The organism is Nocardioides bigeumensis (genome assembly GCF_039531755.1).
In the GTDB taxonomy this organism is placed as follows: domain Bacteria; phylum Actinomycetota; class Actinomycetes; order Propionibacteriales; family Nocardioidaceae; genus Nocardioides; species Nocardioides bigeumensis.
This window is the reverse complement of sequence record NZ_BAAAQQ010000012.1, coordinates 267,050-290,595: the sequence shown is the minus strand read 5'-3', so window position 1 is coordinate 290,595 and position 23,546 is coordinate 267,050. Positions and strand designations below refer to the sequence as shown.

The window sequence follows — 23,546 nt, the reverse complement described above, 5'->3', positions numbered from 1 at the left end:
GCACTCAGACGTTGGTGACCTGGATGGTCACGCCGTCGCCGAGGTCGATGATCGCGCCGGGGATGAGCTGCACGGCGATGCCGGGCTGCAGGCTCTCGGGCGGCAGCCCGGGCTGCACGAGCACGGTGCCGTTGGTCGAGCCCAGGTCGGTGACCACGGCCGAGCCGTGGTCGGCGCCCGATCCCGGGCGCACCTCGAGGTGGGTGGACGAGATCTCCTGGTGCGGGCTCGGCACCGTGACCAGCCGGGGCTGCTCGGCGGCGCCGAACCTGCGCGCCTCCGGCGACCTGCCGACCAGGACCGCGCGATCGACCTCGACGGTCGCCCCGTTGGACAGCACCAGCCGGGCGACCGGGCGGGACGTCACCGCCGGAGCCTGGGGCTGTCCGGGGATGCCGGGCAGGGCCGGGCCCGTGGGCTGCCAGGCGCCCGGCGCCAGCTGCTCGGTCTGCTCGTCGTCCGGGTCGGGCTGCGCGTGCACGGGGTCGGGCAAGGGATCGGAGAGCGGGTCCGGAGTCGGGGCGACCGGCGCGAGAGAGAGCCCGTCGCGCAGGGTCGGCTGCGGTCGCGGCTCGCGCGGCGGCGCCAGGGGCTCGATCTCCGGCTCCTCGATCTCCGGCTCCTCGGCCAGCGGTTCGGGGGACCCCTCGAGACCGGTGACGTCCTCGCTGGCGACGGGATCGGCCGGCTCCGTCGACTCGTCCTCGACCTCGGGGACGGCCGCCACGTCAGCCTCGTCGGGCGCCGCGGCGTACGCCGGCTCGTCGACCCTGCCGACGCGGACCAGCCCGCTCACCACGCCGAGGTCGGGACCGTCGACGTCCTCGATCTCCACCGAGGTGCTCCGGACCCCGCGCACCCGGCGTTCCGCCCAGGTCGCGGCGGAGGCTCCGTCGAGCACGTCCTCGCCGTCCGCCGTGGTCAGCACCACCCGGGCCGGGCCACGCACGACCACCTGCATGAGGTCGTCGGCGACGCTCCAGAGCACGAACCCCTCGAGGTCGCTGAGCCCTCCGGCGAGCAGCGCGTCGAGCACCTCGTCGAAGCCGGCGCCCCCGTCCACCAGCTCCCACAGCGCGGCCACCCGGGCGCGCTCGCCGGGTGGCAGGAGCAGGCTGGCGGCCGACTGCGCAGGGTCGCCGAGCACGCCGTACCACGAACCGGGCCGGTAGGACCGAGGCGTCCTCGCGTCGTCGCTCACGGCAGGGCCCCCAGCTTCTGTTCGAGGCTGACCCCTTCGGAGGCCGAGCCACGGGCGTCGTCGGTGAGCAATCCCACCACATCGACCACGACCGCTGTCGCGTTGTCGCGCCCTCCGGCCTCCAGGGCGGCCGCCACCAGCTGGTCGGCCGCGTCGCGGGGGTCACCGACCTCCTGGAGGATCTGCTCGATCGCCCGGTCGTCGATCATCCCGTTGATGCCGTCCGAGCAGAGCATCAGCCGCTCCACGGCCGTCAACGGCAGCAGGAAGTAGTCCGCCTCGGCGTTGTCGGGGCCGCCCAGCGCACGGGTCACCACGTGCCGCTCCGGGTGCGTCTCCAGCTCGTCCTCGGTGATCGTCCCTGCCTCGAGAAGCTCCTGGACGACCGAGTGGTCGACCGAGACCTGCTCGAGGGTTCCGGCGTCGAGCCGGTAGATGCGCGAGTCGCCGAGGTTGGCCAGCAGCCACTTGGGTCCGTCGTCGTCGCCCACCAGGAGCCCGACGACGGCGGTGGTGCCGGCGTACCAGCGAAACGCGCCCTCGCGGCCGCCGCCCAGGCGCTGCTCGAGCGCGTACTGGTTGATCTCCTTCTGGGCGCGGACCAGCAGCTCGGCGATGGCCGCGGCGCCGCTGCGGGCGTCGTGCTCGGTGTCGACGAGCTCGGCGAAGACCTCCACGACGATGCGGCTCGCGACGTCGCCACCCTCGTGACCGCCCATGCCGTCCGCGACGACGAAGACGGGCGGGGCGGCGAGGTAGGAGTCCTCGTTGACGGACCGCACCTTGCCCACGTCGGTCGTGGCGCCGTAGTGCAGCTCGACCTTGCGGGTCGCGGCGGATCGGTGCTGACTCATAGGGCGGGACTCATCGGCCGGGTGCCACCTCCTGGGTGGGCGTGAGAGTAGCGGCTCGGGCGACTGTCGGCGCGCGAGCCGGGAGTAGCCTCGGCCACGATGGACGGGCACCGGACGCTGGCAGACCAGTTCAGGTCCTGGCCGGACCAGAGACTGGCCCGACTCCTCCGCGACCGACCCGACCTCGCCACCCCTGCTCCTCACGACTCGGCTCACCTGGCGTCCCGCGCCGCCACGCGCGCCTCGCTGGCACGCGCGCTCGACCGGCTGAACCGCTTCGAGCTCACCGTCCTTGATGCCCTCGTCCTCGCGGGTCAAACCTCGATCGACGGGTTGGCCGACCTCGTGCTCGCCGACCGGGCGTCGGTCGAGGAGGCAGCCACCCGGCTCGTCGACCTCGCGGTCGCCTGGGAGGCGCGTAGCGCGGAGGGTGCCGCACTGCGCCCGCTGACCGGTGTCGCCGAGTGCCTCGCCGGAGGTCCGGCGGCGGGCGCGAGCGGGTTGCACGCGCTCGAGCCCGACCAGACCGTCGACGAGGCACGCCGCCGCATCGACGCCCTGTCGGCGCCGGCCCGCGCCATGCTCGAGCACGTCGACGGCCAGGGCGGGTCCGGCCACACCGACGCAGCCTCGGACCCCGCACCCGACCCGGCCACCCCTGTGGGTGAGCTGCTCGCCCAGAGGCTGCTCGTCCCGCGGCAGCGCGGGCTGGTCGTCATCCCCGGCCAGGTGGGCCTGGCGCTGCGCGGCGGGCGTACGACGCGCGAGCCGGCCGACGTCCCTCCTGCGCTGGCGACCACGCCCCGCGGTGGTGACCTGGTCGACCGGACCGCCGCGGGTGCTGCGTTCGAGGCCGTACGCCGCGTCGAGCTGCTCCTCGACCACTGGGGCACCACCCCGCCCGGCGCCCTGCGCAGCGGTGGCCTCGGGGTGCGCGACCTCAAGGCCGCGGCGGCCCACCTGCACGTCGACGAGCCCGCAGCCGCGCTGCTGGTCGAGGTGGCGCACGCAGCAGGTCTCCTGGAGCAGGCCGTCGCGCCCGACGGCGACGGCGTGTGGCTGCCCACGGACCTCTTCGACCAGTGGACCGCCGATGTCGCGAGCGACCGGTGGTGGGCGCTGGTGCGCGCCTGGCTCACGACGCCGAGGACCCCTTCGCGGGTCGGCACCAAGGACGCGGCGACCGGCGGACGCACGGCCAACGCGCTCGCCCCCGAGCTCGCCAGCACCTTGCAGGTCGAGGCCCGCCGGATGACCCTCGAGGCGCTGGCCCTGCTGCCTCCCGGTGAGGTGCTCGCCAGCGGGACCGGCCTCCCCTCGCTCGTCGCGCGCGTCGCCTGGGAGCGGCCACGGCGCCCGCGCCTGCGCGAGGACCTGGTGGCCGCCGCGCTCAGCGAGGCGGAGCAGCTGGGCGTCGCCGGGCTCGGCGGCCTCGCGAGCGCCGGCCGGGCCCTGCTCGCCGGGGACGACAAGGCGGCGCGAGAGGCGCTGACGCCGCTGCTGCCCCAGGCCGTCGACCACGTGCTCCTGCAGGCCGACCTCACCGCCGTCGCGCCCGGGCCGCTCGAGCCGACGCTCGCCCGGACCCTGCACCTGGTCGCCGACGTCGAGTCCCGGGGTGGCGCGACGGTCTACCGCTTCACCCCGTCGTCCGTGCGCCGGGCCTTCGATGTGGGATGGCCGGCCGCCGACGTCCACGCGTTCCTCGCCGACGTATCGCGCACCCCGGTCCCGCAACCGCTGACCTACATGGTCGACGACGCCGCCCGCACCTTCGGCACCGTCCGGGTGGGCGCCGTCGAGGCCTTCCTGCGCGCGGACGACGAGGCCGCGCTCACCGAGCTGCTGCACCACCCCAAGGCGTCCTCGCTCGGGCTGCGCCGCCTGGCGCCGACCGTGCTCGTCAGCACCGTCCCCGTCGACGTGCTGTTGCCACGGCTGCGCGACCTCGGCTCGTCCCCCGTCGTCGAGGGGGCGGACGGCACCGTGCACGTCGCCCGCCCGGACCTGAAGCGGGCTCGGTCCCCCCGCGGCCGGCGGGCGGCCGGCCAGGTGGCCGCCCGCGAGACCTCCCAGGTCACCGCCGCCGTCGGCGCCGTCCGCGCCGGCGACCGGATGGCCGAGGTGCGCACCGTCCCGGTCGCCGAGCCGACCACCCCCAGCGGTGCCCTGGCGATGCTCCGCGACGCGGCCGAGGCGCGCCGGTCCGTGCTCATCGGCTACGTCGACAACGACGGCGCGTCCTCCGAGCGGCTGGTGGACCCGCTGCGCGTCGAGGGCGGGCAGCTCACCGCGCACGACCACCGCAGCGACGGGACCCGAACCTTCGCGATCCACCGGATCACCACGGTCCGCCCGACGGGGACGACCGCCTGAGGGCGCGGTCGTACTCTGTCGCGATGGACTTCCTGAGGTACGCCGACTCCTCGGCGCACCTCGTCAACACCCCCCTGCCCGACGAGGTCGCGCTCCGCGGGCTGCTGCGGTCGCGGCCGTGGCTCCAGGAGCAGGCCAAGGACCGCGACGCGATGCTCCTGCGCAAGTTCCAGCGCCAGCTGCGCCCGGTCTTCGAGGCCTCGGCGGCCGGTGACGTCAGCGCCGTGACGCGGCTGCTCAACGACCTGCTGGCCGGCCACCCCATCACCCCGCAGATCTCCGACCACGACCCCGGCGACCTGCACATCCACGTCGCACCGGGCGACTCCGGCGTCGCGAGCCTGCTGATCTCGGAGTCGCTGCTGGGCCTGGCCACCCTGGTGTGCGACCTCGGTGCCACCCGGCTCGGCGTCTGCGCCGCGGCGCCGTGCACCAACGTCTACGTCGACACCTCGCCCAACCGGTCGCGCCGCTACTGCTCCGACCGCTGCTCCTCGCGCGCCAACGTGGCGGCGTACCGCGCCCGTCAGCGTGCAGCCTCGGTCTAACCGGGCTCGAACCCGCGAACTCGATGGACAACCCTCCTAGGGTGGCGCCCGTGACCTCCGCCCAGCCCACCATCGAGCCCGTCCCGACCGCCGATCTCGACGAGGTCCTCGACCTCATCGCTGCCGAGCAGGCCCACCCCGACCGCGGCACGACGATGCTCGGTGAGACCCGCGACGGGATCGCCGCGGAGCTCGACGACCTCGAGCCCGACTGGCGCGGCAGCGTGCGGGCGGTCCGCGAGGAGGGCCGGCTCGTCGCAGCCGTCCTCGGCGACTGGGACGCCGAGCTCGGGCGGGCCTGGATCCACGGGCCATGGGTAGCCGGCGGTGACGCCGAGCTGTGGGCGCGCTGGTCACGCCCGCTGGTCGACGCGGTGCTCGCCCAGCTGCCCGACGGCGTCGACGACTGGGAGCTCGCCGCTGATGCGTCCCACGTCCTGATGGCGTCGCTGGGCGCCGACCTCGGCCTGTCGCCCAGCGAGGCCAACCACGTGTACACCGTCGAGGCCGCGGCGGTCGCCGGCTGGCCGGACCCGTCGGGCGAGGTGCGGCCCGCCGGTGTCGCCGACCGCGACGCCGTCCGGCCGTTGCACGACCAGGAGTTCCCGGCGACGTACGCCCCGGTCGAGACGCTGCTGCCGGACCCTCCGGACGGGAAGTACGTCGTGGTGGTGGCGACGGACGGCGGCCGCCTCCTCGGGTATGCCGCCGGGCGGGTGCAGGCCGACGGCGAGGGTTACCTCGACTTCATCGCGGTGAGCGACGACGCGCGCGGGCGCGGGACCGGCCGCGACCTGATGGCCGCCGTCTGCCGTCCGGTGATCGACGCCAGCACGACGGGCAAGCTGCACCTCACCGTCCAGGACCACCGCGTCCCTGCGCGGCGGCTCTACGAGTCGCTCGGCTTCGTGCCGTCACTGGCCATCGTCGGCTATCGCCACCGGCGGTCGGTGTAGGTGGGCCTCCCTAGACTCGACAGGTGACAGAAGGCCCGCTCATCGTCCAGTCGGACAAGACACTGCTCCTCGAGGTCGACCACGAGCTGGCGGCCGACTGTCGCAAGGCGATCGCACCCTTCGCGGAGCTCGAGCGGTCGCCGGAGCACATCCACACCTACAGGTTGACCCCGCTGGGGCTGTGGAACGCGCGGGCCGCCGGCCACGACGCCGAGCAGGTCGTCGACACGCTGCTGAAGTACTCCCGCTACGCCGTGCCGCACGCGCTGCTCGTCGACGTGGCCGAGACGATGGCCCGCTACGGCCGGCTACGCCTGGAGAAGCATCCCGTCCACGGCCTCGTGCTGGTCTCCACCGACCGGCCGGTGCTGGAGGAGGTGCTGCGCGCGAAGAAGGTCGCGGGGATGATCGGCGACCGCCTCGACGACGACACCGTCGTGGTGCACGCCTCCGAGCGCGGCAACCTCAAGCAGGCGCTGCTGAAGATCGGCTGGCCGGCCGAGGACCTCGCCGGGTACGTCGACGGCGAGGCGCACCCGATCGACCTCCGCGAGGACGGCTGGGAGCTGCGTGACTACCAACGCGCCGCCGCGGAGTCCTTCTGGCACGGCGGGTCCGGGGTCGTCGTGCTGCCGTGCGGTGCCGGCAAGACGATCGTCGGTGCGGCGGCCATGTCCGAGGCCCGCGCGACGACGCTGATCCTGGTCACCAACACCGTGAGCGCGCGGCAGTGGAAGGACGAGCTGCTGCGGCGTACCTCCCTCACCGAGGACGAGATCGGCGAGTACTCCGGCGCGGTCAAGGAGATCCGGCCGGTCACCATCGCGACGTACCAGGTGATGACCACACGCCGGAAAGGCGTGTACTCCCACCTCGAGCTGCTCGACGCCCGCGACTGGGGCCTGATCATCTACGACGAGGTGCACCTGCTCCCGGCGCCGATCTTCCGGATGACCGCCAACCTGCAGGCCCGCCGTCGTCTGGGGCTGACCGCGACGCTGGTGCGCGAGGACGGCCGCGAGGGCGACGTCTTCTCGCTGATCGGGCCCAAGCGCTTCGACGCGCCGTGGAAGGACATCGAGGCGCAGGGCTGGATCGCGCCCGCCGACTGCGTCGAGGTGCGGGTGACGCTCACAGAGTCGGAGCGGCTGGCGTACGCCGTCGCGGAGCCCGAGGAGCGCTACCGCCTGGCCGCGTGCACGCCTGCGAAGACCCGCGTCGCCGAGCAGCTGGTCGCGATGCACCAGGGCGAGCCGACGCTGGTGATCGGGCAGTACCTCGAGCAGCTCGACGAGATCGGCGCCGACCTGGACTGCCCCGTCATCAAGGGCGACACCTCCGTCAGGGAGCGGCAGCGGCTCTTCCAGGCGTTCCGCACCGGCGAGATCTCGCTGCTGGTCGTCTCGAAGGTCGCCAACTTCTCCATCGACCTCCCCGAGGCCGCCGTGGCGATCCAGGTGTCCGGCTCGTTCGGCTCCCGCCAGGAGGAGGCGCAACGCCTCGGGCGGCTCCTGCGCCCCAAGGCCGACGGCCGCACCGCCCGCTTCTACGCCATCGTCTCCCGCGACACCGTCGACGCCGAGTTCGCCCAGAACCGTCAGCGTTTCCTCGCCGAGCAGGGCTACGCCTACCGCATCACCGACTCCGACGACATCGTCCTGGGCAACCTGGACTGAGCTGTGCGGCTACACACCCGGCAGTGGGGCGAAGGAGATCGCGTCGCTGTCCTGGTCCACGGGATGATGGGCGACTCACGGCAGTTCCACGACGTCGGCCCTGCCGAGCTTGCTGCCAGAGCGTGCGGTGCACGTCGACGCCTGTGGAACAACGGGTTTCGGCCAAGGCGTGTTGTCGGTGGCCCCTGCTTGGATTGGTGACATGACAGCAGCACGCGACCACGAGCCGGGTCTCGACGACCTCGGCCCCGCCGCGCTGCTCGACGCCCTCGCCACTGTGGACCGCAGGTCGCGGCAGGCCGAGGCCGACAAGCTCGCCCTGGCCTACCAATGGGCGATCACCCACCCCGCCACCACCCAGACCGGCACCTCCACCTGGGGTGGTGACTCGTTCCTGCTCACCGACGAATCACTCGGCGGCGACGGATGCCCCGGCGTGGAGGCGTTCGCCGCCGAACCCCTCGCGGTCACCCTGGAGATCTCCCCCGCCTCCGCCCGGCAGCTGATCGCCGACGCCCTCGACCTACGCCACCGACTCCCCCTGTGCCACGCCATGGTCGAGACCCTCCAGGTCCCCGCCTGGAAAGCACGCATGTTCACCCCCGACACCCCCGCCTACGCCGGGACCAGCGAGCTCCACATCACCGGCGACACCCTCGGACTCACCCGCCTCTACCAACACGCCTGCCAACAGGCCGCCGCTGCGGGCGAGGCCGGCGACCCGGCCCCTCGGGGCCCGGAAAGCAGAAGCCCTCTGCGGACTCGTCAACACCCCGCCGGGCTCTCCTGACGGTCGCTGCGCGACCTCCTCGACCACCAGCGAGACGGTGCTCTACGTGCACGCCGACCTGACCGACCTCCTCGACGAACCCGTCGCCGTCGGCGAGGTCGAGAAGCTTGGCCCCCTCACCGCCGCCAAGCTCCACGACTGGGTCGGCCACACCCGGGTGAAGATCCAACCCGTCATCTGGATGAACACCGGCCAAGCAGCCCACCCCGAACCCACCGTCAACCGGCACGACCCACCGGTCTCGACTGCGCTCGACCACCGGTGGTCGAGCAGCGAGCCTGCGAGCGGAAAGTCGAGACCCCCCGGCTGCCAAGTCGACGCCAGACACTGCGACCTCGACCACATCGAGCCCTACAACCCCCACGGCCCACCCGGACAAACCAGCCCCTCCAAGCTCGCCGCCCTCTGCCGACGACACCACCGCGCCAAGACCGCAGGACTCTGGCGCTACACACGACTGCCCCACGGCGGCTACGAGTGGACCGGACCCGGCGGGATCACCGCACTCGTCTGACAACCGAGCCCGCCAATCATCCGTTGGCCGCCCGGGACTACAGCTCGAGCAGGTCGCGCGCCAGGTCGGCGGTGATCCGGCGCCCTATCGCGTCGTCCGCCGCCACGCCGGGGAAGCCACCATGGGCGAAGACGTCGTTCAGGTAGTCGACGAACGACATCAGCGTCTCGCCCGACCAGGTGCCGTCGACCCCGCGGTCGGGCAGCACGATGCCGTACGGGTCGCCACCGCTGGTGTTGCTCTTGTGCAGCGCGTCGGGCGCGAGCGGGATCACGAAGGGGTCGGCGTCGGGGTCCTCGTCGGACCACTCGCTCCATGCGTCGTGCTCGTCCTCGAAGTACCCCTGGATCGCCTCGCCGTCGGTCTCGCCCTGGACCGTGCCCTCGATCTCCAGGACCAACGGGTCCGACGCGTCGGCGTCCGCCCAGTCGGGGTGGGTGCCGACGAACCAGACGTCGCCGACGTGACGGACCCACGACTTCATCGTCAGCGGCACGCCGCCGAACTGCTCGTCCAGCCAGTCTGCGTGCTCGCCGGCGGTGGCGGTCGGGGGCGAGTGCGGAGGCATCGACGTCCTCCGGCCGTCGTTGGAGTGGAAGCGGTAGCCCGCGGCCGTCAGCCGGCGTACGAGCTCCTCCACGTTGCGCCGGGCACGGCGGGCCATCTCGTCGCACACCTCGGTCGCGGGTGCGAGCAGACCCGGCGAGCGGATGTCCGCGCCGACCTCGCGCATCTCCTGCCAGACCGTCGCGCGGTCGCCGGCGGCGTACCGCGCCGGCCAGTCCATGGCGTCCACGGGCCCATGATGCAGCGGAGAGTGGCCCGGCGACTGGCATTCGCGGGGAGTTCTGTGGGCACAGTGGGGGATGGTTCCCTGGCCAGACTTCCTCCTCCGCCTCGGCGTCGCGCTCCTCGTCGCGACCGTGGGCGTCGTCGTGATCCACGTCGCCGTGCGGCTGCTCGCCCGTCGCTGGTCGTGGGGCGGCGACCTGCTCCGCAAGACGTCGATACCGTTCCGGCTCACCGTGGCCTCGGCGACGGTCCTCGGCGTCGTCACCAACACCCGCCCCGAGGAGGTGGCCGAGGGTGGATGGGACGTGCTCGTCCTGGCGCTGCGGCTGCTCACCATCGGCGTCGGCGCCTGGCTGCTCGCGGCCGCGCTGATCTTCGTCGAGGACCTCGGGCTGAGCCGCTACGACACCGGCGTCGCCGACAACCGGCTGGCAAGGCGGGCCAAGACGCAAGGCCTCATCATCAGGCGGCTCACGGTCGCGATCGTCGTGGTCGTCGCGGTGGGAGCCGGGCTCTACAGCTTCCCCATCGTGCGCACGGTCGGCGCCAGCCTGCTCGCCTCGGCCGGCATCATCGGCATCGTCGCCGCCGTCGCCGCGCAGTCCACGCTGGCCAACCTGATCGCCGGCCTGCAGGTGGCCTTCAGCGACGCGATCCGGCTCGACGACGTGGTGATCGTCGAGGACGAGTGGGGCTGGATCGAGGAGATCACGCTGTCGTACGTCGTCGTCCGGCTCTGGGACGACCGGCGGCTGGTGCTGCCGTCGACGTACTTCACCAAGACGCCCTTCCAGAACTGGACCCGCCACAGCTCCGAGCTGCTCGGCGCCGTCGAGCTCGACGTCGACTGGCGGGTCGACGTGGAGGCGCTGCGCGCCCGGCTCGACCGCGTCCTGGACGGCACCGACCTCTGGGACGGCCGCACGAAGGTCCTCCAGGTGACCGATGCCGTCGCCGGGCTCGTGCGGGTGCGCGCGCTGGTCACCGCCACCGACGCGGCCCGCCTCTTCGACCTGCGCTGCCACGTGCGGGAGGAGCTGGTGTCCTGGCTCCAGGTGCACGACAGCGACAGCATCCCGCGCCAGCGGGTCGAGATGGTCGAGCACGAGGAGCGCCGGGTCCGGACGGCGACCCCGACCCAGGAGCAGGCGGACCGACCGGGCCTGTTCTCCGGCGACGAGGCCGGCGAGGCCCGGGCCGCCAGCTTCCGCCGCGGCGAGCAGGAGAACGCCCAGGTCGACCAGGAGCAGGGCGGGCCGAGTTGACGAGTGGGGGCCACTCCGTAGGCTCAACATGTGACAGACGTGAGACAAAGACTCGGTGAGGCGCTGTTCGCCCGCGTCGCCGGGCCCGACGGCGCCCGGCACCGCGAGCGGATCCACGGCACACCGGGGCCGCGCTGGTTCGACGCCGCCAGCCCGATCGTCCAGGTGCACGCCGACGCGGCGATGTTCGTCGGCGGCATCCGGGCCGTGCTGCTCCAGACGCTGCACCCCGCGGCGATGACGGCGGTGTCCGAGCACTCGGGCTACCGCGGCGACATGTGGGGCCGGCTGGCGCGCACCAGCCGTTACCTGGCGGTGACGACGTTCGGCACCGCCGAGCACGCCCAGCAGGCGGTCGACGCGGTGCGCAGCATCCACGCGCGGGTCACCGGCACCGTCGACGACGGCACGCCGTACGCCGCCGACGACCCGCACCTCCTGATGTGGGTCCACGTCGCGCAGATCGACAGCTTCCTGCGCGCGCACCAGACCTACGGGCGGCTCCCCCTGGACCAGGCCCGAAGGGACGAGTACGTCGTGCAGACCGGCGAGGTCGCCCGCCGCCTCGGCGTGGTCGACCCGCCGCAGACGGAGGCGGAGCTCGCTGACGTCCTCGAGAGCTACCGGCCGGAGCTCCGGGTCACCGACCACGCGCGGGAGGCCGTGCGGCACCTCGTCTGGCATCCCGACCTGCCCTACGCCGCCCGGCCGGCGTACGGCGTGCTCATCGCCGCCGCCATCGGCTCACTGCCCGCGTGGGCTCGGCGCGACCTGCGCCTGCCCTGGCTGCCGGTCACCGGGCCGGCCGTCACGAGGGCCCTGGGGAAGGCGGCGACGTCGACCATCCGGTGGGCGATGCGGCCACCCGCGGTGGTGGTACCAGCCGCCGCGACGTCTGGACAAGGGGCCTAGACCAGTGCGCCAACGGTGTGCTCGGAGGGGCAAGATCCCAGACAAGCTCCCCCGGCCCACACATCGAAGGAGCGCAGCATGCTCAAGATCCACCAAGGGCGTCTCGGGTTGGCGATAGCCGGCGCCGCGACCCTCAGCCTCATCACCACCTCCGCCGCCACCGCGGCGGTCGCCCCGAGCGAAGATCCCGTGGCCCTGGGCAACGCGATGTCCGCGGTCGGCGTGACCGGCGCCGCCTTGACCATCGACTACGACTGCACGGCGGGCCCATGCCCCACCGGCATCGGTGACTCCGCCCTGGCGGGCTTCCCGACTGCGGGCGGGACGTTCGGCATCATCACGAGCGGCGACGCCAACCTCGCGGACGACGCGAACACCGAGGGCGGCAGCGGCGAGTCGTGGTCCCAGACCGGCACGCCGATCGCCGGCGACGTCTGGGACCAGCAGGTGCTGCGCGTCGACCTGCCCGCCGCCACCGGCAACTGCCTGGCGTTCGACTTCCGCTTCCTCTCCGAGGAGTACCCGGAGTTCGTCGAGTCGGGCTACAACGATGCCTTCGTCGCCCAGCTCGACACCTGGAACGTCAGCGTCGACCCAGCCGCGCAGAAGGTGAACGCTCCCGGCGACTTCGCCGCGGGCGCCGGCGACACGATCTCCGTCGACGCGGCCGGCCCGAGCTCGATGAGCGCGGCCGAGGCGGCCGGCACGACGTACGACGGCGCGACGCTGCGACTCGTGGCCCGCACCCCGGTGGCTCCCGGCTCGGCGCACGCGCTCTACCTGACGATGTTCGACCAGGGCGACTCGATCCTCGACAGCGCCGTGTTCGTCGACAACATCCGCTTCGAGAACCAGGCGGCCGGTCAGTGCAAGTCGCTCGCCCTGGACCCGTTCGAGGCGACGACGGGGGCGAGCGTCGCCGGTGTGCCGACGTTGAGCGGCACCACGCTCAACATCCCGGTCACGTGCAACCTGCCGCAGGGCCCGATCGGGTGCCCGCTGACCGCCTCGGTCAGCTTCGTCAACTGGGGCGACACGCTCCCGGCGCGGAAGGCCACCACGCCGTTCGCCTCCGGGTCCGCGACGATCCCGGCCGCGACGACGGGGACGATCGCCGCGGCGACGACACCTGAGGGCATCAAGGCGCTGACGGCGGCGAAGCTGCTGCCCAAGAAGCTCAAGAAGAAGGCGAAGAAGCTCCTCAAGAAGGCCAAGAAGCTGAAGGCCAAGGCCGCGACGCTCAGCCCCGCCAAGGCTGCCCCGCTGCTCAAGAAGGCGGCCAAGCTGATCAAGAAGGCCAAGAAGTTGAAGAAGCGGGCCCGGAAGCTGCTCAAGCAGCCGCTCGGCACCTTCTCGGTGCGGCTGACCAACTCCAGCAACGGCGCGACCGCGGTCACCAACGTGACGTTGCCTCGCTGACGCCGCGTCACTCAGTCCGGGTCGGCGGCCAGCGTGCCGTCGGCCCGGACTGACACCCGCACCGGGTCGATGATGTCGAAGGCGAGAACGCCTTCCGGCTCGGTGTTGCGGAAGCCGACGAACGCCCACGATCCGTCCCGCTGCTCGACGAGTGGCGCGGCGAAGAGGTGCGGCTCGGCCACGAGGGGCAGCGCCCGGCTGACGTCCCATGGACCCAGGAGGCCCTGTCCGTCGGCGGCCGGCACGGACCAGGTGCAGCAGCCGCCCGACGCGGCCCGGCGGGCCGCGGTCATCTCCTGGGGGTGGCACGTGAAGACGAGCACCGGTGCGCCGTCGACGACCCGCACCTGGGCCACCTCGAGCTGACCGAACCCGGCCCCCGGCTCGCACACTGGTGGGCCGAGTTCCCACGTGCGCAGGTCGTGGCTGCGCGCGTGCGCGAGCACGCCGTCGTCGTTGGGTTCCGCGCCGACGGCCCGGGCCGTGACCAACATGTGCCAGCCGTCGCCGTCCGGATCGCGGAAGACGAAGGGGTCGCGCCAGGTCTCGCTGGCGGTGCCGTTCTCGGGCAGGGTCTTGTACCAGCGTGGGTCGGGCGCCAGCAGCGGCTCGCGGCCGACCTTGCGCCAGGTGATCAGGTCGTCGGACTCGGCGAGGCCGAGCCGCTGGTCACGCAGCCCGTGACCGCGACTGTTGATCGCGGTGTAGAACATCCGCCAGCGACCTTCGTCCCCGCGGACCACCGACCCGGTCCAGATCGCGACGTCGTCCCACGCCCCAGGCGTCGGCCCGAGCGCGTCCGGAAGCACCTCCCACTCGACGAGGTCGCGTGACCGCGCGTGCCCGACGGTCGCGCGCGTGTGTCGGAGACCCGCGTCACCGAGGGACCGAGGCGCTTGGAGGTAGAAGAGGTGATAGTCGACTCCGTCGTCGGCGACCCAGCTGTCCCAGACCCATGAGTTGTCCAGTCTCAGCACGGGCCCATCCTGGCGTAGAGTCGCCCTCCCGCCATCGCCACCCGGGAGGTCCTGCCATGCCCACGTCCGAGCTCGAGCGGGAGCAGGCCCACCTCGCGAAGTCACGGGCCCAGCTCGCCCGGATGCGCGAGCGCACGGCCTCGATGGACGCGGCCGGTGCGGCCGACTGGGTGAGCCGGGAGTACCTCCAGTCCACCTTCGAGCTGCGGATGCGCCAGCTGCAGGACGACCCGACGGTGCCGCTCTTCTTCGGCCGGCTGGACTACGACGAGGAGTCGGGCCTCGGCTCGTCGGGCGCAAGCTTCCACATCGGCCGGCGGCACGTGTCCGAACCGGGCGGCGAGCCGATGGTGGTCGACTGGCGGGCCCCGGTGAGCGTGCCGTTCTACCGCGCCACCAAGCTCGAGCCGATGGGCGTCACGCTCCGGCGCCGCTACGGCTACCAGCACGGCACGCTGACGGCGTACGAGGACGAGGACCTCGCCTCGCCGGGGCAGGACGACGACTACTCCGCCATCCTCGAGCAGGAGATCGAGCGCCCCCGGGTCGGGCCTATGCGCGACATCGTCGCCACGATCCAGCCCGAGCAGGACGTCATCGTGCGCGCCGACGTCTCGCGCAGCATCGCCGTGCAGGGCGCGCCCGGCACCGGCAAGACCGCGGTCGGGCTGCACCGCGCGGCGTACCTCCTCTACGCCCACCGCGACCAGCTGCGCCGGCAGGGCGTGCTCGTGGTCGGGCCCAACGAGAGCTTCCTGCGCTACATCCGCGACGTGCTGCCCGCCCTGGGCGAGATCGAGGCGGGCCAGACCACGATCGAGGCGATGGTCGCCAAGAGCCTGCGCACCCTCAATGCGAAGTGGACGATCCGGGGCGCGGACGAGCCGCACGTCGCGACGCTCAAGGGCGATGCCCGGCTGGCCGAGGTGATCGCCCGAGCGGTGTGGGCGCACGTCGGGACGCCCACCGAGGCGCTGGTCGTCCCGGTCGGGGCGCGGCGGTTCCGGGTGCCGGCGTACGAGGTCGAGGAGATCCTTTCCGACCTGCGCACCCGCGGCGTCCGCTACGGCGCGGCCCGCGCGATGCTCCCCCAATCGCTGGCGCACCGGATCCTGGTGAAGATGGAGCTCTCGGGCGACTCCCCCGACGACCGCGTGCAGGCTTCGGTCGCCAGGAGCAAGCCGGTCAAGGCGTACGCCGCGCAGCTGTGGCCGGCGGTCGACCCCGCCAAGCTGGTGCACCGGCTGCTGGCCGACCCGGCGGCTCTCCAGGTGGCGGCCGACGGCCTCCTCACCGACGACGAGCAGGCCGCGCTCCTCTGGGCGAAGCCGAAGGCCTCGCCCGGCACGACGCCCTGGTCGTTGGCCGACGCCGTGCTGCTCGACGAGGCCGCCGACGTCATCGAGCGCACGCCGTCGCTCGGCCACATCGTCGTGGACGAGGCCCAGGACCTGTCGCCGATGATGCTGCGCGCCATCGGCCGCCGCTCCTCCACCGGGTCGCTGACCGTCCTCGGCGACCTGGCCCAGGCGACGACCCCCTGGGCCACCCGCTCCTGGGGCGAGGCGCTCGGCCACCTGGGCAAGCCGCAGGCCCACGTGGAGGAGCTGACCCGCGGCTTCCGGGTGCCCGGCGAGGTCATCGAGTACGCCGCCCGGCTGCTCCCCCACATCGCCGCGACCCTGGCCCCGCCCACCTCGGTTCGGCGCAGCCGTGGCGAGCTCAGCCTCGTCGAGAGCGCCGACCTGGCGCACGAGGTCGAAGCCGCGCTGCTCCGGGAGGGGTCGGTCGGACTGATCGTGCCGGACGCCCGCCTGGCCGAGGCCGAGCGCGCGATCGCCTCGCTCCCCCACGTCGTGCTCGGCCGCGACGTGCCGGACGACGACCTGGAGACCGAGTTCGACACGCGGCTCGACCTGGTGCCGGCGTCGCTCGCCAAGGGGTTGGAGTTCGACCACGTCGTGCTGCTCGACCCCGAGGGGGTCGTCGAGGGCGAGCCCGACCGGGTCACCGGCCTGCGTCGCCTCTACGTCTGCCTCACCCGCGCGGTCACCTCCCTGGTCGTGCTGCACACCGGCCCGCTGCCGGCCGAGCTCGGCGCGTGACGGAACTGCGGGAGCGCTGGCCGCTCGACGACCGGCACGCCCTGCGCGACGAGCTGCTGGCGGCGTACGCCGATCCGAGCCGCGGCTACCACGACACCCGCCACCTCACCGAGGTGCTCGACCGGCTCGACGAGCTCGCGGCCGCCGGCGAGGACTTCGACCGGGTCGCGGTCGTGCTGGCGGCGTGGTTCCACGACGGCGTGTACGACGGTCGCCCGGCCGCTGAGGAGCGGTCAGCGCAGTGGGCGGAGCAGGCCCTGCCCCCCGACGTCGCGGCCGAGGTCGCTCGCCTGGTCCGGATGACCGAGCACCACCGCCCCGACGAGTCCGACCGCAACGGGCGGGCGCTGAGCGACGCCGACCTCGCCATCCTCGCGGCCGGTCCCGAGCGCTATGCAAAGTACGTCGCGGCCGTCCGTCGCGAGTACGCCCACGTCTCCGACGCCGACTTCGCGACCGGCCGCGGGCTCGTCCTGCGCGACCTGCTGGCCAAGCCGGCGCTGTTCCAGACCCGGCACGGCCACGACGCCTGGGAGGCGACGGCGCGGGCCAACCTGCTCGCCGAGCTAGCTCTCTGACTTCCGGCGCCGCAGCCCGGCCCGCACCAGTCGGCCGACCAGCTCGCGCGACGACACCGGCACGGCGCCGGCCTCGACCAGCCGGATGTAGAACTGGTCGGGCACGTCGTAGTGATCGCGCTCGAAGCCGCGGGCCGGGATGCCGTGCGCGGCGGCGAACTCGTGCAGCTCGTCGTACGACGTGTCGCTGACCAGGTGCGACCACATCCGCCCGTGCGCCGGCACCGCAGGCGGGTCGATGAGGATCATCGCGCCGGCGCCGAGTCGAGGAGCGTCCGCCACGACCGCACGAAGCCGGCGTCGACGTACGACTTGTAGCTCTGGCCGGGGCGGACCTGCACGCCGACGTGGAACTGCGTCACGCCCGCCCGCGCGAACCACGGCACGTGCTCGGCGAGCAGCCCTCCGGCCGGCATGAGCAGCCTGGCCACGTCCGGGTCGGCCGTCGCCAGCGCGAGGAGGTCGTCGTAACCGTGCGCCAGCCCCTGGGGCGAGCCGCCGGAGCGCACGGCCGTGAGGCCCGGCAGGTGCTTGACCTGCCGCCAGGCGCGGCGCGGGTCGAGCGCGGAGTCGATGGCGCGGTGGAAGGTCCAGGGCACGGCGGGCAGCGCCCGCGCCAGCGCCTCGCAGGTCTCGACGTCGATCTCGAGGTCGGCGTCCAGGAAGCCGAAGACGACGCCCTCGGCCCCGAGCGAGAGGTACTCCTCGGCGAGACCCACCAGGCGGGTGAACTCACCGCCCGTCGTGGTCGTCGAGTCGTTGAGGCGCAGCATCACCCGGACCGGGAGGTCCGTGGCGCGCAGCACGGCCGAGGCGGCCGCGACGTCGGGCGAGAGCCCGGCGGTCTCGCTCGGCGCCACGAGCGCCAGCCGGTCGGCACCGCCGTCCTGGGCGCCGCGGACGTCCTGGACGTGGTGGACCGCCACCTCCAGCAACAGCCCCGACAACATGGACGGCAGCCTAGAGGGAGCCGGCGTCGCCGAGCGCCGTCACGAGCGCCCGGATCGCCGGCGAGCGGTCCTGGCTGCGCCGCCACACCACGATCACCTCGCGCTCGGGAACCGGGTCGGTGACCCGGACGGCGCGGGTGCCGTCCGGCAGCGCGGACCGGCCGAGGCGGGGCACGAGCGCGATCCCGAGCCCGGCGGCGACCAGGGCGAGGTGGGAGTCGAACTCCATCGAGGTGTGCTCGATGACCGGGAGACGGCCGGTGCCGGCGTACATCCGGTCCAGCCACTGGCGGCAGATGGTCCCCTCGGGCGTGGCGATCCAGCATTCGTCGACGAGGTCGCGCGGGGTGACCGACCGCCGGCCCGCCAACGGGTGGTCGACGGGGAGCACGACCTCGGCCACGTCGCGATGCACCACCTGCCGCGCGAGGCCGTCGGGGATCGCGATCGGCACGTCGCCCCAGCGGTGCACGACGCCGACGTCGGCCCGCCCCGCGGCGACGCGGTCGACGGCGTCCCACGGCTCGACCTCGGCGAGCCTGATCCGCAGCGAGGGGTGGTCACGCATCAGCGCCGCCGCGACGGGACCGACGAGCCCGCGCATCGCCGTGCTGAACCCGATCAGGTCGAGCTGACCGGCGACGCCACCGGCATGGGCGTGCAGGTCGGTCTCCAGGCGCTCGAGGTCGGCGGTGATCCGGGCGCCCTCGGCGACCAGGATGCGACCAGCCCCGCTCAGGATGACGCCGCGGCCGACACGTTCGAGCAACGGCACCCCGGACTGCCGCTCCAGCCGTTTGATCTGCTGGGACACCGCCGATGGCGTGTAGCCCAGCGCCTCGGCCGCCCCGACGACCGATCCGTGCTCGTGCACGGCGTCGAGCGAGCGCAGCGCGGTGAGATCCATCATGCAGCGATGCTACGTGAATAGATGCACATCATGTCGCTGGTGCTTCACGGTCGTCTGATCGAGAATCCGTGACATGACCACGCGCGACTCGCTCCTCGCCGCGCTGGTCGCCACCGTCTGGGGCTTCAACTTCGTCGTCATCGACTGGGGGATGGGCGACGTGCCGCCGCTGGTGTTGGTCGCCGTCCGCTTCGCCGCCGTGCTGGTGCCGGCCGTCTTCCTCGTGCCCCGTCCGCAGGCGCACTGGCGCACCGTGGCCGGTGTCGGGCTCTTCATGTCGCTCGGTCAGTTCGGACTTCTCTACACGTCCATGCACGCAGGGTTGCCGCCCGGGATCGCCGCCCTCGTGCTGCAGGCGCAGGTGCTGTTCACCGTGCTGATCGCCGCGGCGTGGATCGGCGAGCGTCCGACCGGGCTCCAGCTGGTCGGGATCGGCGTGGGCGCGGCCGGCCTGGTGGTCGTCGGGGTCGGCCGCGGCGGGCACGTCCCGCTGTCGGCGCTGCTGCTGTGTGTCGCGGCGGCCCTGTCCTGGGCGGTCGGCAACGTGATCAGCCGGCGCGCCGGCGTACGCGCCGGTCTGTCGATGGCGGCGTGGTCGTCACTGGTGGTGCCCGTGCCGCTGCTGGCGCTGAGCCTGCTCCTCGACGGGCCGACCGCGGTCGCCGAGGGGTTCCGCGCCTTCGACGGCGCGGCTGCACTGTCCACGCTCTACACAGCCGGGCTCGCCTCGCTCGTGGGCTACTCGCTCTTCAACGGGTTGCTCGCCCGCTATCCGGCCTCCTCGGTGACGCCGTTCGTGCTGATCGCGCCGCCGGTCGCGATGGCCAGCGCGTGGCTGCTCCTGGACCAGTCGCCCAACCTGGCTGAGGGCGCCGGCGCCGTGGTCGTCCTGGGCGGCGTGCTGCTCACCGTGCACGCGGGACGGCGGGCGTCGGCAGCCGGCGCCGCAGCGGCGGCTGCGGCCGCGATCCCGGCTCGCGCCTGACCCGCGCGACCGGTCGCCTGGCAGGATGGATCAGTGGTCGACTCCGTCTTCCTCGCGGCGCGCGCGGCGGTGCTCGCCGACCTCGAGGCTCGACGCGCCGCCAACGCCGACGCCGTCTCCGCCCTCGAGGACGCGCTGGAGCAGCGCCGGTGGTGGGCCGAGCAGTGGCCCGAGGGATCGGTGTACGTCGCCGGGCTGGTCGCCCAGGACGTGCAGGACGCGCTCTTCGAGACTGCCGGCCGCTGGCCGCTCTGCCTCGCGTGCGACGACGCTCCCGAGCACCCGCTCTACATCCAGCCCGACCTCGGCGGCCCCGACCCGAAGTGGGTCTGCGAGGAGTCCGGCGCCGAGGTGGCTCCGCTCGGCAGGCTCGGCTCGCTGTCCGGGATGGACGGCTAGCTTTCCTCGCCCAGCTGCACCCAGAGGGTGAACCGGTCCGCGCGGTAGACCGAGCGTGAGACCTCGACGGGCTTCTCCCCCGCCAGGGCCCGGCGGGCGACGACGAGCACGGAGGTGCCCGGCTGCACCTGGAGCAGGTTGGCCTCCTCGGCGTTGGCCTTGTCGGAGGTGATCGCGTCCTCCGCCCAGGTGGGCCGCAGCCCGCGGGCGGCGAGCGCGTCGAAGAGGCTGGTCGGCATCGCCGCCTGCAGGAAGCCCGGCAGCAGCACCTCGTTGAGGTAGGCGTCCTCGATGCACATCGGCGCGTTGTCGGCGTACCGCATCCGCTTCCAGTGGATCACCGCGTCGCCCGGGGTGATGCCCAGCGCCTTCGCGACACCCGGCCCCGCCTGCTCCCGCCGGGCGAGGAGAGTCTGGGACTCCGCGAGCATGCCGCGGCGCTCCATGTCCTCGGTGAAGCTCGTCAGTCGGCCGACCCGCCGGCGCGGCCGGGCGACGAAGGTGCCGCGCCCGGGCATGCGTTCGAGCAAGCCCTCACTCACCAGGGCGTCCATCGCCTGGCGAACCGTCATCCGTGCCACGCCGAACCGCTGCACCAGCTCCCGCTCGGAGGGGGCGGGGGATCCAGCATCGGCCCCCTCGACTAGCGACCGTACGTACTCGCGGACCGCGACGTGCTTGAGAGACCGTGGCGTAGCTGCCACTTCGTCCACGTGGGCACTCTAGGGGTGGTCTAGACCCTCTGTCACCGATATGCGTGCCGCGGACACATCTTGGGTAAGTGAGAGGTTTGCCTCGTCACTCGGTGGCGATCGCTCTGAGCACGTCGAGACGGGCCGCTCGGCGGGCCGGGAACACCGCCGCCAGCACGCCGATGACCAGTGAGAGCAGCACGAAGACCAGCAGCTGGCCCGTGGGGACGCTGATCACCTCGAGACCCTCGTCACGCAGCGAGTACATCAGCGCGATGCCGAACACCAAGCCCATCACCGTGCCGAGCAGGGCGCCCAGCACCGAGATGACGACCGACTCCAGCGTGATCATCCGGCGCAGCTGACCACGGCTCAGGCCGATCGCCCGCAGCAGGCCGACCTCCCGGGTGCGCTCGATCACCGAGAGCGCGAGCGTGTTGACGATGCCGAGCACGGCGATGATCAGCGCCAGCCCGAGGAGCGCGAAGATGATCAGCACGAACTGGTCGATCGGCGCGCGTTGCTCCTCGGCGAACGCGGCTTGGTCCTTGACCGTGACGATCGGGAGGTCGGCCACCACCTCGTCGAGCCGGTCCTCGAGTGCGGCGCCGGCTCCCGGTTCGGCGAAGACGATGAGGGCGTTGTCGGCCTCCTCGAAGCCGGCGTCCGCGAGCGTGGTGAGGGTGGTCACGACGCTGGCGAAGACCACCGGGTTGTCCTCGACGATGCCGACGACCGGCCACTTCTGGTCGCCGGACGGGACGGCGACCTCGACCTCGTCGCCGACCCCGAGGTCGTGCTCGTCGGCGAAGGAGCGCTGGACCAGGACGGTGCCGTCGACGAAGTCCGCGGCAGAGCCCTCGGTGACGTCGAGCCGCAGCGGCTCGACCGCCGAGGGGTCGATCGCCCCGAGCGCGTCGTCGTCGCCCTCCACCTCGGTGAACTGGTAGCGCTGCCGCACGACCGAGTCGACCCCGTCGACGTCGGCCATCTGGTCGGCGATGGTCGTGTTGAACTCGCCGCCGAAGGTGTTGCTGACGACGTAGTCGCCGACGAAGTTGTCCTCGATCGTCTTGTCCACCGACGCCTTCGCCGAGTCGCCGACGATCGCCATCGTCGCGGCCAGGGCCAGGCCGATCATCAGGGCCGACGCGGTCGCCGCCGTACGCCGTGGGTTGCGCAGGGAGTTCTGGCCGGCGAGGTTGCCGACGGTGCCGAAGAGGCGGGCGTACACCGCGCGCGCCAGGGCCAGGAAGGGACGGGCGAGGACAGGGCTCGCCGTGGCCGTGCCCAGCAGCATCAGGAGGACACCGGCGCCGACCCACCAGCCGGGTCGCGGCACGTCCGCGAAGAGGCCGGTCGTGAGCACGCCCGCCCCGGCGACCAGCATCGCGACGCCCACCAGGAGACGGCGGTGCAGCGAGGCCTCGGGGAGCGCGATGTCGTCGCGCATGGCCTGGACGGGGGCGATGCGGCCGGTGCGCCGCGCGGGCAGGTACGCCGCGACCATCGTGACGACGATCCCCACGGCGTACGACGCCAGCACGGTCGTGGGCTGGAAGATCAGCGGCTGGCCTGACAGGTCGAGACCGAACTGCCCGAAGACCACCCGCAGCAGCATGGCGAGCAGCACCCCGAGACCCAGGCCGATGGTGGAGCCGAGCGCGCCGAGCACGAACGCCTCCACCAGGACCGAGCGGGTGACCTGACGACGCGAGGCGCCCAGCGCGCGCAGGAGCGCCAGCTCGCGGCTGCGCTGCGCGACGAGCATGGAGAAGGTGTTGACGATCAGGAAGGCGCCGACCACCAGAGCGATGCCGGCGAAGATGAGCAGGAACGTGGTGATGAACGAGATCGCCTCGAGCAGGTCGGAGGCCGACTCGTCGGCGGCGGCGTCGCCGGTGACGGCCTCGACGCCGTCGGGGAGCAGGGGGGCCACCGCCGCCCGGAGCTCTTCTTGGGAGACGCCGTCCTCCCCGGTCACCCAGATGTCGTTGAAGACGTCCTCCCCGTCGAGGAAGAGGTCCTGCGCGGTGGCGGTGTCGAAGGCCGCGAAGGTCGCGCCGTTGAGCGAGCCGCCGTCGGGGAAGCCGGCGATCCCGACCAAGGTGGGCTGCATCAGGCTCTCGCCGCGCGGGCTGATGAGCGGCACCGCGTCGCCCACGGCGTAGCCGGCCCGCTCGGCCGTGCTGTCGTCGAGGACCACCTCGTCCGGGCCGTGCGGCTCGACGCCCTCGACGAGGGCGAGACCCTCGCCGCCGGCGGCGGGCGCGTCGGACCAGTTGCCCGCGAGCGCGGGTGGGCCGAGACCGCCCACCACCTTGCGGTCCCGGTCGACGACGTAGACGCCGACCGCGAACACGTTGCCGTCCACGCGCGCCACCCCGTCGACGTCGTCGAGCTCGTCGACGACCGAGGCGTCGATGGTCAGCGCCGACGGGCCGCCCTGCTGGGTGGTGCCCCCCTCGGGCCGGACGACGACGTCACCGACCGTCGAGGCGAAGAGCGCGGTGAAGCTGCGCGACAGCGTGTCGGAGAAGACCAGCGACCCGGCCACGAACGCGACGCCCAGCACGATCGCGAAGGTGCTCAGCAGCAGCCGCAGCTTGCGGCCGAGCAGGCTCTTGAGGGCGACCCTGAGCACGGG

Annotated in this window: 22 protein-coding genes; 13 read left to right on the top strand and 9 right to left on the bottom strand. The window is 73.0% G+C overall.

Annotated elements, in window-relative coordinates:
* Window positions 1-4: 4 nt before the first annotated feature.
* Together ABD295_RS13880 and ABD295_RS13875 are read right to left on the bottom strand one after the other, a co-directional pair.
* The gene (locus tag ABD295_RS13880) at window positions 5-1,201 is read right to left on the bottom strand and encodes an FHA domain-containing protein (RefSeq protein ID WP_344304351.1); all 1,197 of its coding nucleotides are present in this window, start codon (window positions 1,199-1,201) and stop codon (window positions 5-7) included.
* Window positions 1,198-2,055 (bottom strand): PP2C family protein-serine/threonine phosphatase, encoded by an 858-nt coding sequence (locus ABD295_RS13875; protein ID WP_344304350.1) that lies wholly within the window; start codon window positions 2,053-2,055, stop codon window positions 1,198-1,200. The genes ABD295_RS13880 and ABD295_RS13875 overlap by 4 nt, the downstream gene beginning before the upstream one ends.
* A 99-nt stretch (window positions 2,056-2,154) precedes the next feature.
* Between ABD295_RS13875 and ABD295_RS13870 the strand changes: the two genes are divergently transcribed.
* From ABD295_RS13870 to ABD295_RS13845, 6 genes are all read left to right on the top strand, one after another.
* Window positions 2,155-4,431, top strand: a complete 2,277-nt coding sequence (locus tag ABD295_RS13870) for a helicase-associated domain-containing protein (protein WP_344304349.1) — start codon at window positions 2,155-2,157, stop codon at window positions 4,429-4,431.
* 23 nt (window positions 4,432-4,454) lie between these two features.
* Window positions 4,455-4,979: a CGNR zinc finger domain-containing protein gene (locus ABD295_RS13865; protein ID WP_344304348.1), complete on the top strand. Its 525-nt coding sequence runs from the start codon at window positions 4,455-4,457 to the stop codon at window positions 4,977-4,979.
* A 50-nt stretch (window positions 4,980-5,029) separates the two neighbouring features.
* Window positions 5,030-5,935 (top strand): GNAT family N-acetyltransferase, encoded by a 906-nt coding sequence (locus ABD295_RS13860; protein ID WP_344304347.1) that lies wholly within the window; start codon window positions 5,030-5,032, stop codon window positions 5,933-5,935.
* A 23-nt stretch (window positions 5,936-5,958) separates the two neighbouring features.
* Window positions 5,959-7,611 carry a DNA repair helicase XPB gene (locus ABD295_RS13855; RefSeq protein ID WP_344304346.1) on the top strand — a complete coding sequence of 551 codons (1,653 nt, stop codon included), beginning with the start codon at window positions 5,959-5,961 and terminating at the stop codon, window positions 7,609-7,611.
* A 202-nt stretch (window positions 7,612-7,813) separates the two neighbouring features.
* Window positions 7,814-8,401 carry a hypothetical protein gene (locus ABD295_RS13850; RefSeq protein WP_344304344.1) on the top strand — a complete coding sequence of 196 codons (588 nt, stop codon included), beginning with the start codon at window positions 7,814-7,816 and terminating at the stop codon, window positions 8,399-8,401.
* 37 nt (window positions 8,402-8,438) lie between these two features.
* Window positions 8,439-8,915: an HNH endonuclease signature motif containing protein gene (locus tag ABD295_RS13845; RefSeq protein ID WP_344304343.1), complete on the top strand. Its 477-nt coding sequence runs from the start codon at window positions 8,439-8,441 to the stop codon at window positions 8,913-8,915.
* Window positions 8,916-8,952: 37 nt separating this feature from the next.
* Here the strand turns inward: ABD295_RS13845 and ABD295_RS13840 are convergent, their stop codons facing one another.
* On the bottom strand, window positions 8,953-9,711 hold the full coding sequence (locus ABD295_RS13840; protein WP_344304342.1) for a hypothetical protein: 759 nt from the start codon (window positions 9,709-9,711) through the stop codon (window positions 8,953-8,955).
* Window positions 9,712-9,781: 70 nt separating this feature from the next.
* Between ABD295_RS13840 and ABD295_RS13835 the strand changes: the two genes are divergently transcribed.
* The 3 genes from ABD295_RS13835 to ABD295_RS13825 all read left to right on the top strand — a co-directional run bounded on the left by ABD295_RS13835 (window position 9,782) and on the right by ABD295_RS13825 (window position 13,303).
* Window positions 9,782-10,972: a mechanosensitive ion channel family protein gene (locus ABD295_RS13835; protein WP_344304341.1), complete on the top strand. Its 1,191-nt coding sequence runs from the start codon at window positions 9,782-9,784 to the stop codon at window positions 10,970-10,972.
* A gap of 30 nt (window positions 10,973-11,002) precedes the next feature.
* Window positions 11,003-11,884, top strand: a complete 882-nt coding sequence (locus tag ABD295_RS13830) for an oxygenase MpaB family protein (RefSeq protein ID WP_344304340.1) — start codon at window positions 11,003-11,005, stop codon at window positions 11,882-11,884.
* A 78-nt stretch (window positions 11,885-11,962) separates the two neighbouring features.
* Window positions 11,963-13,303 (top strand): choice-of-anchor L domain-containing protein, encoded by a 1,341-nt coding sequence (locus ABD295_RS13825; RefSeq protein ID WP_344304339.1) that lies wholly within the window; start codon window positions 11,963-11,965, stop codon window positions 13,301-13,303.
* A gap of 11 nt (window positions 13,304-13,314) precedes the next feature.
* On the opposite strand, the gene ABD295_RS13820 is transcribed toward ABD295_RS13825, so the two are convergent.
* A complete protein-coding gene (locus tag ABD295_RS13820) occupies window positions 13,315-14,280 on the bottom strand; it encodes a glycoside hydrolase family protein (protein ID WP_344304338.1) in 966 nt (321 codons plus the stop codon).
* A gap of 56 nt (window positions 14,281-14,336) precedes the next feature.
* On the opposite strand from ABD295_RS13820, the gene ABD295_RS13815 reads away from it, so the two are divergent.
* Window positions 14,337-16,385, top strand: a complete 2,049-nt coding sequence (locus ABD295_RS13815; RefSeq protein ID WP_344304337.1) for a HelD family protein — start codon at window positions 14,337-14,339, stop codon at window positions 16,383-16,385.
* Window positions 16,382-16,963, top strand: a complete 582-nt coding sequence (locus ABD295_RS13810) for an HD domain-containing protein (protein WP_344304336.1) — start codon at window positions 16,382-16,384, stop codon at window positions 16,961-16,963. The genes ABD295_RS13815 and ABD295_RS13810 overlap by 4 nt, the downstream gene beginning before the upstream one ends.
* Here ABD295_RS13810 and ABD295_RS13805 read toward each other — a convergent pair.
* From ABD295_RS13805 to ABD295_RS13795, 3 genes are read right to left on the bottom strand one after another with little or no spacing between them, the layout of a single operon-like run.
* Window positions 16,952-17,245 (bottom strand): DUF4031 domain-containing protein, encoded by a 294-nt coding sequence (locus ABD295_RS13805; protein WP_344304335.1) that lies wholly within the window; start codon window positions 17,243-17,245, stop codon window positions 16,952-16,954. The two genes, ABD295_RS13810 and ABD295_RS13805, sit on opposite strands and share 12 nt — an antisense overlap.
* Complete coding sequence (locus ABD295_RS13800; protein WP_344304334.1) at window positions 17,209-17,913, bottom strand: copper homeostasis protein CutC; 705 nt, start codon at window positions 17,911-17,913, stop codon at window positions 17,209-17,211. Before ABD295_RS13800 ends, ABD295_RS13805 begins: the two co-directional genes overlap by 37 nt.
* 10 nt (window positions 17,914-17,923) lie before the next feature.
* Window positions 17,924-18,823: a LysR family transcriptional regulator gene (locus ABD295_RS13795; RefSeq protein WP_344304333.1), complete on the bottom strand. Its 900-nt coding sequence runs from the start codon at window positions 18,821-18,823 to the stop codon at window positions 17,924-17,926.
* Between the two features lie 73 nt (window positions 18,824-18,896).
* On the opposite strand from ABD295_RS13795, the gene ABD295_RS13790 reads away from it, so the two are divergent.
* The gene (locus ABD295_RS13790) at window positions 18,897-19,808 is read left to right on the top strand and encodes an EamA family transporter (RefSeq protein WP_344304332.1); all 912 of its coding nucleotides are present in this window, start codon (window positions 18,897-18,899) and stop codon (window positions 19,806-19,808) included.
* 33 nt (window positions 19,809-19,841) lie between these two features.
* On the top strand, window positions 19,842-20,207 hold the full coding sequence (locus ABD295_RS13785; protein WP_344304331.1) for a hypothetical protein: 366 nt from the start codon (window positions 19,842-19,844) through the stop codon (window positions 20,205-20,207).
* Here the strand turns inward: ABD295_RS13785 and ABD295_RS13780 are convergent.
* Window positions 20,204-20,920 (bottom strand): GntR family transcriptional regulator, encoded by a 717-nt coding sequence (locus tag ABD295_RS13780; RefSeq protein WP_344304330.1) that lies wholly within the window; start codon window positions 20,918-20,920, stop codon window positions 20,204-20,206. The two genes, ABD295_RS13785 and ABD295_RS13780, sit on opposite strands and share 4 nt — an antisense overlap.
* An 85-nt stretch (window positions 20,921-21,005) precedes the next feature.
* On the bottom strand, window positions 21,006-23,543 hold the full coding sequence (locus tag ABD295_RS13775; protein ID WP_344304329.1) for an ABC transporter permease: 2,538 nt from the start codon (window positions 23,541-23,543) through the stop codon (window positions 21,006-21,008).
* Window positions 23,544-23,546: the final 3 nt, after the last annotated feature.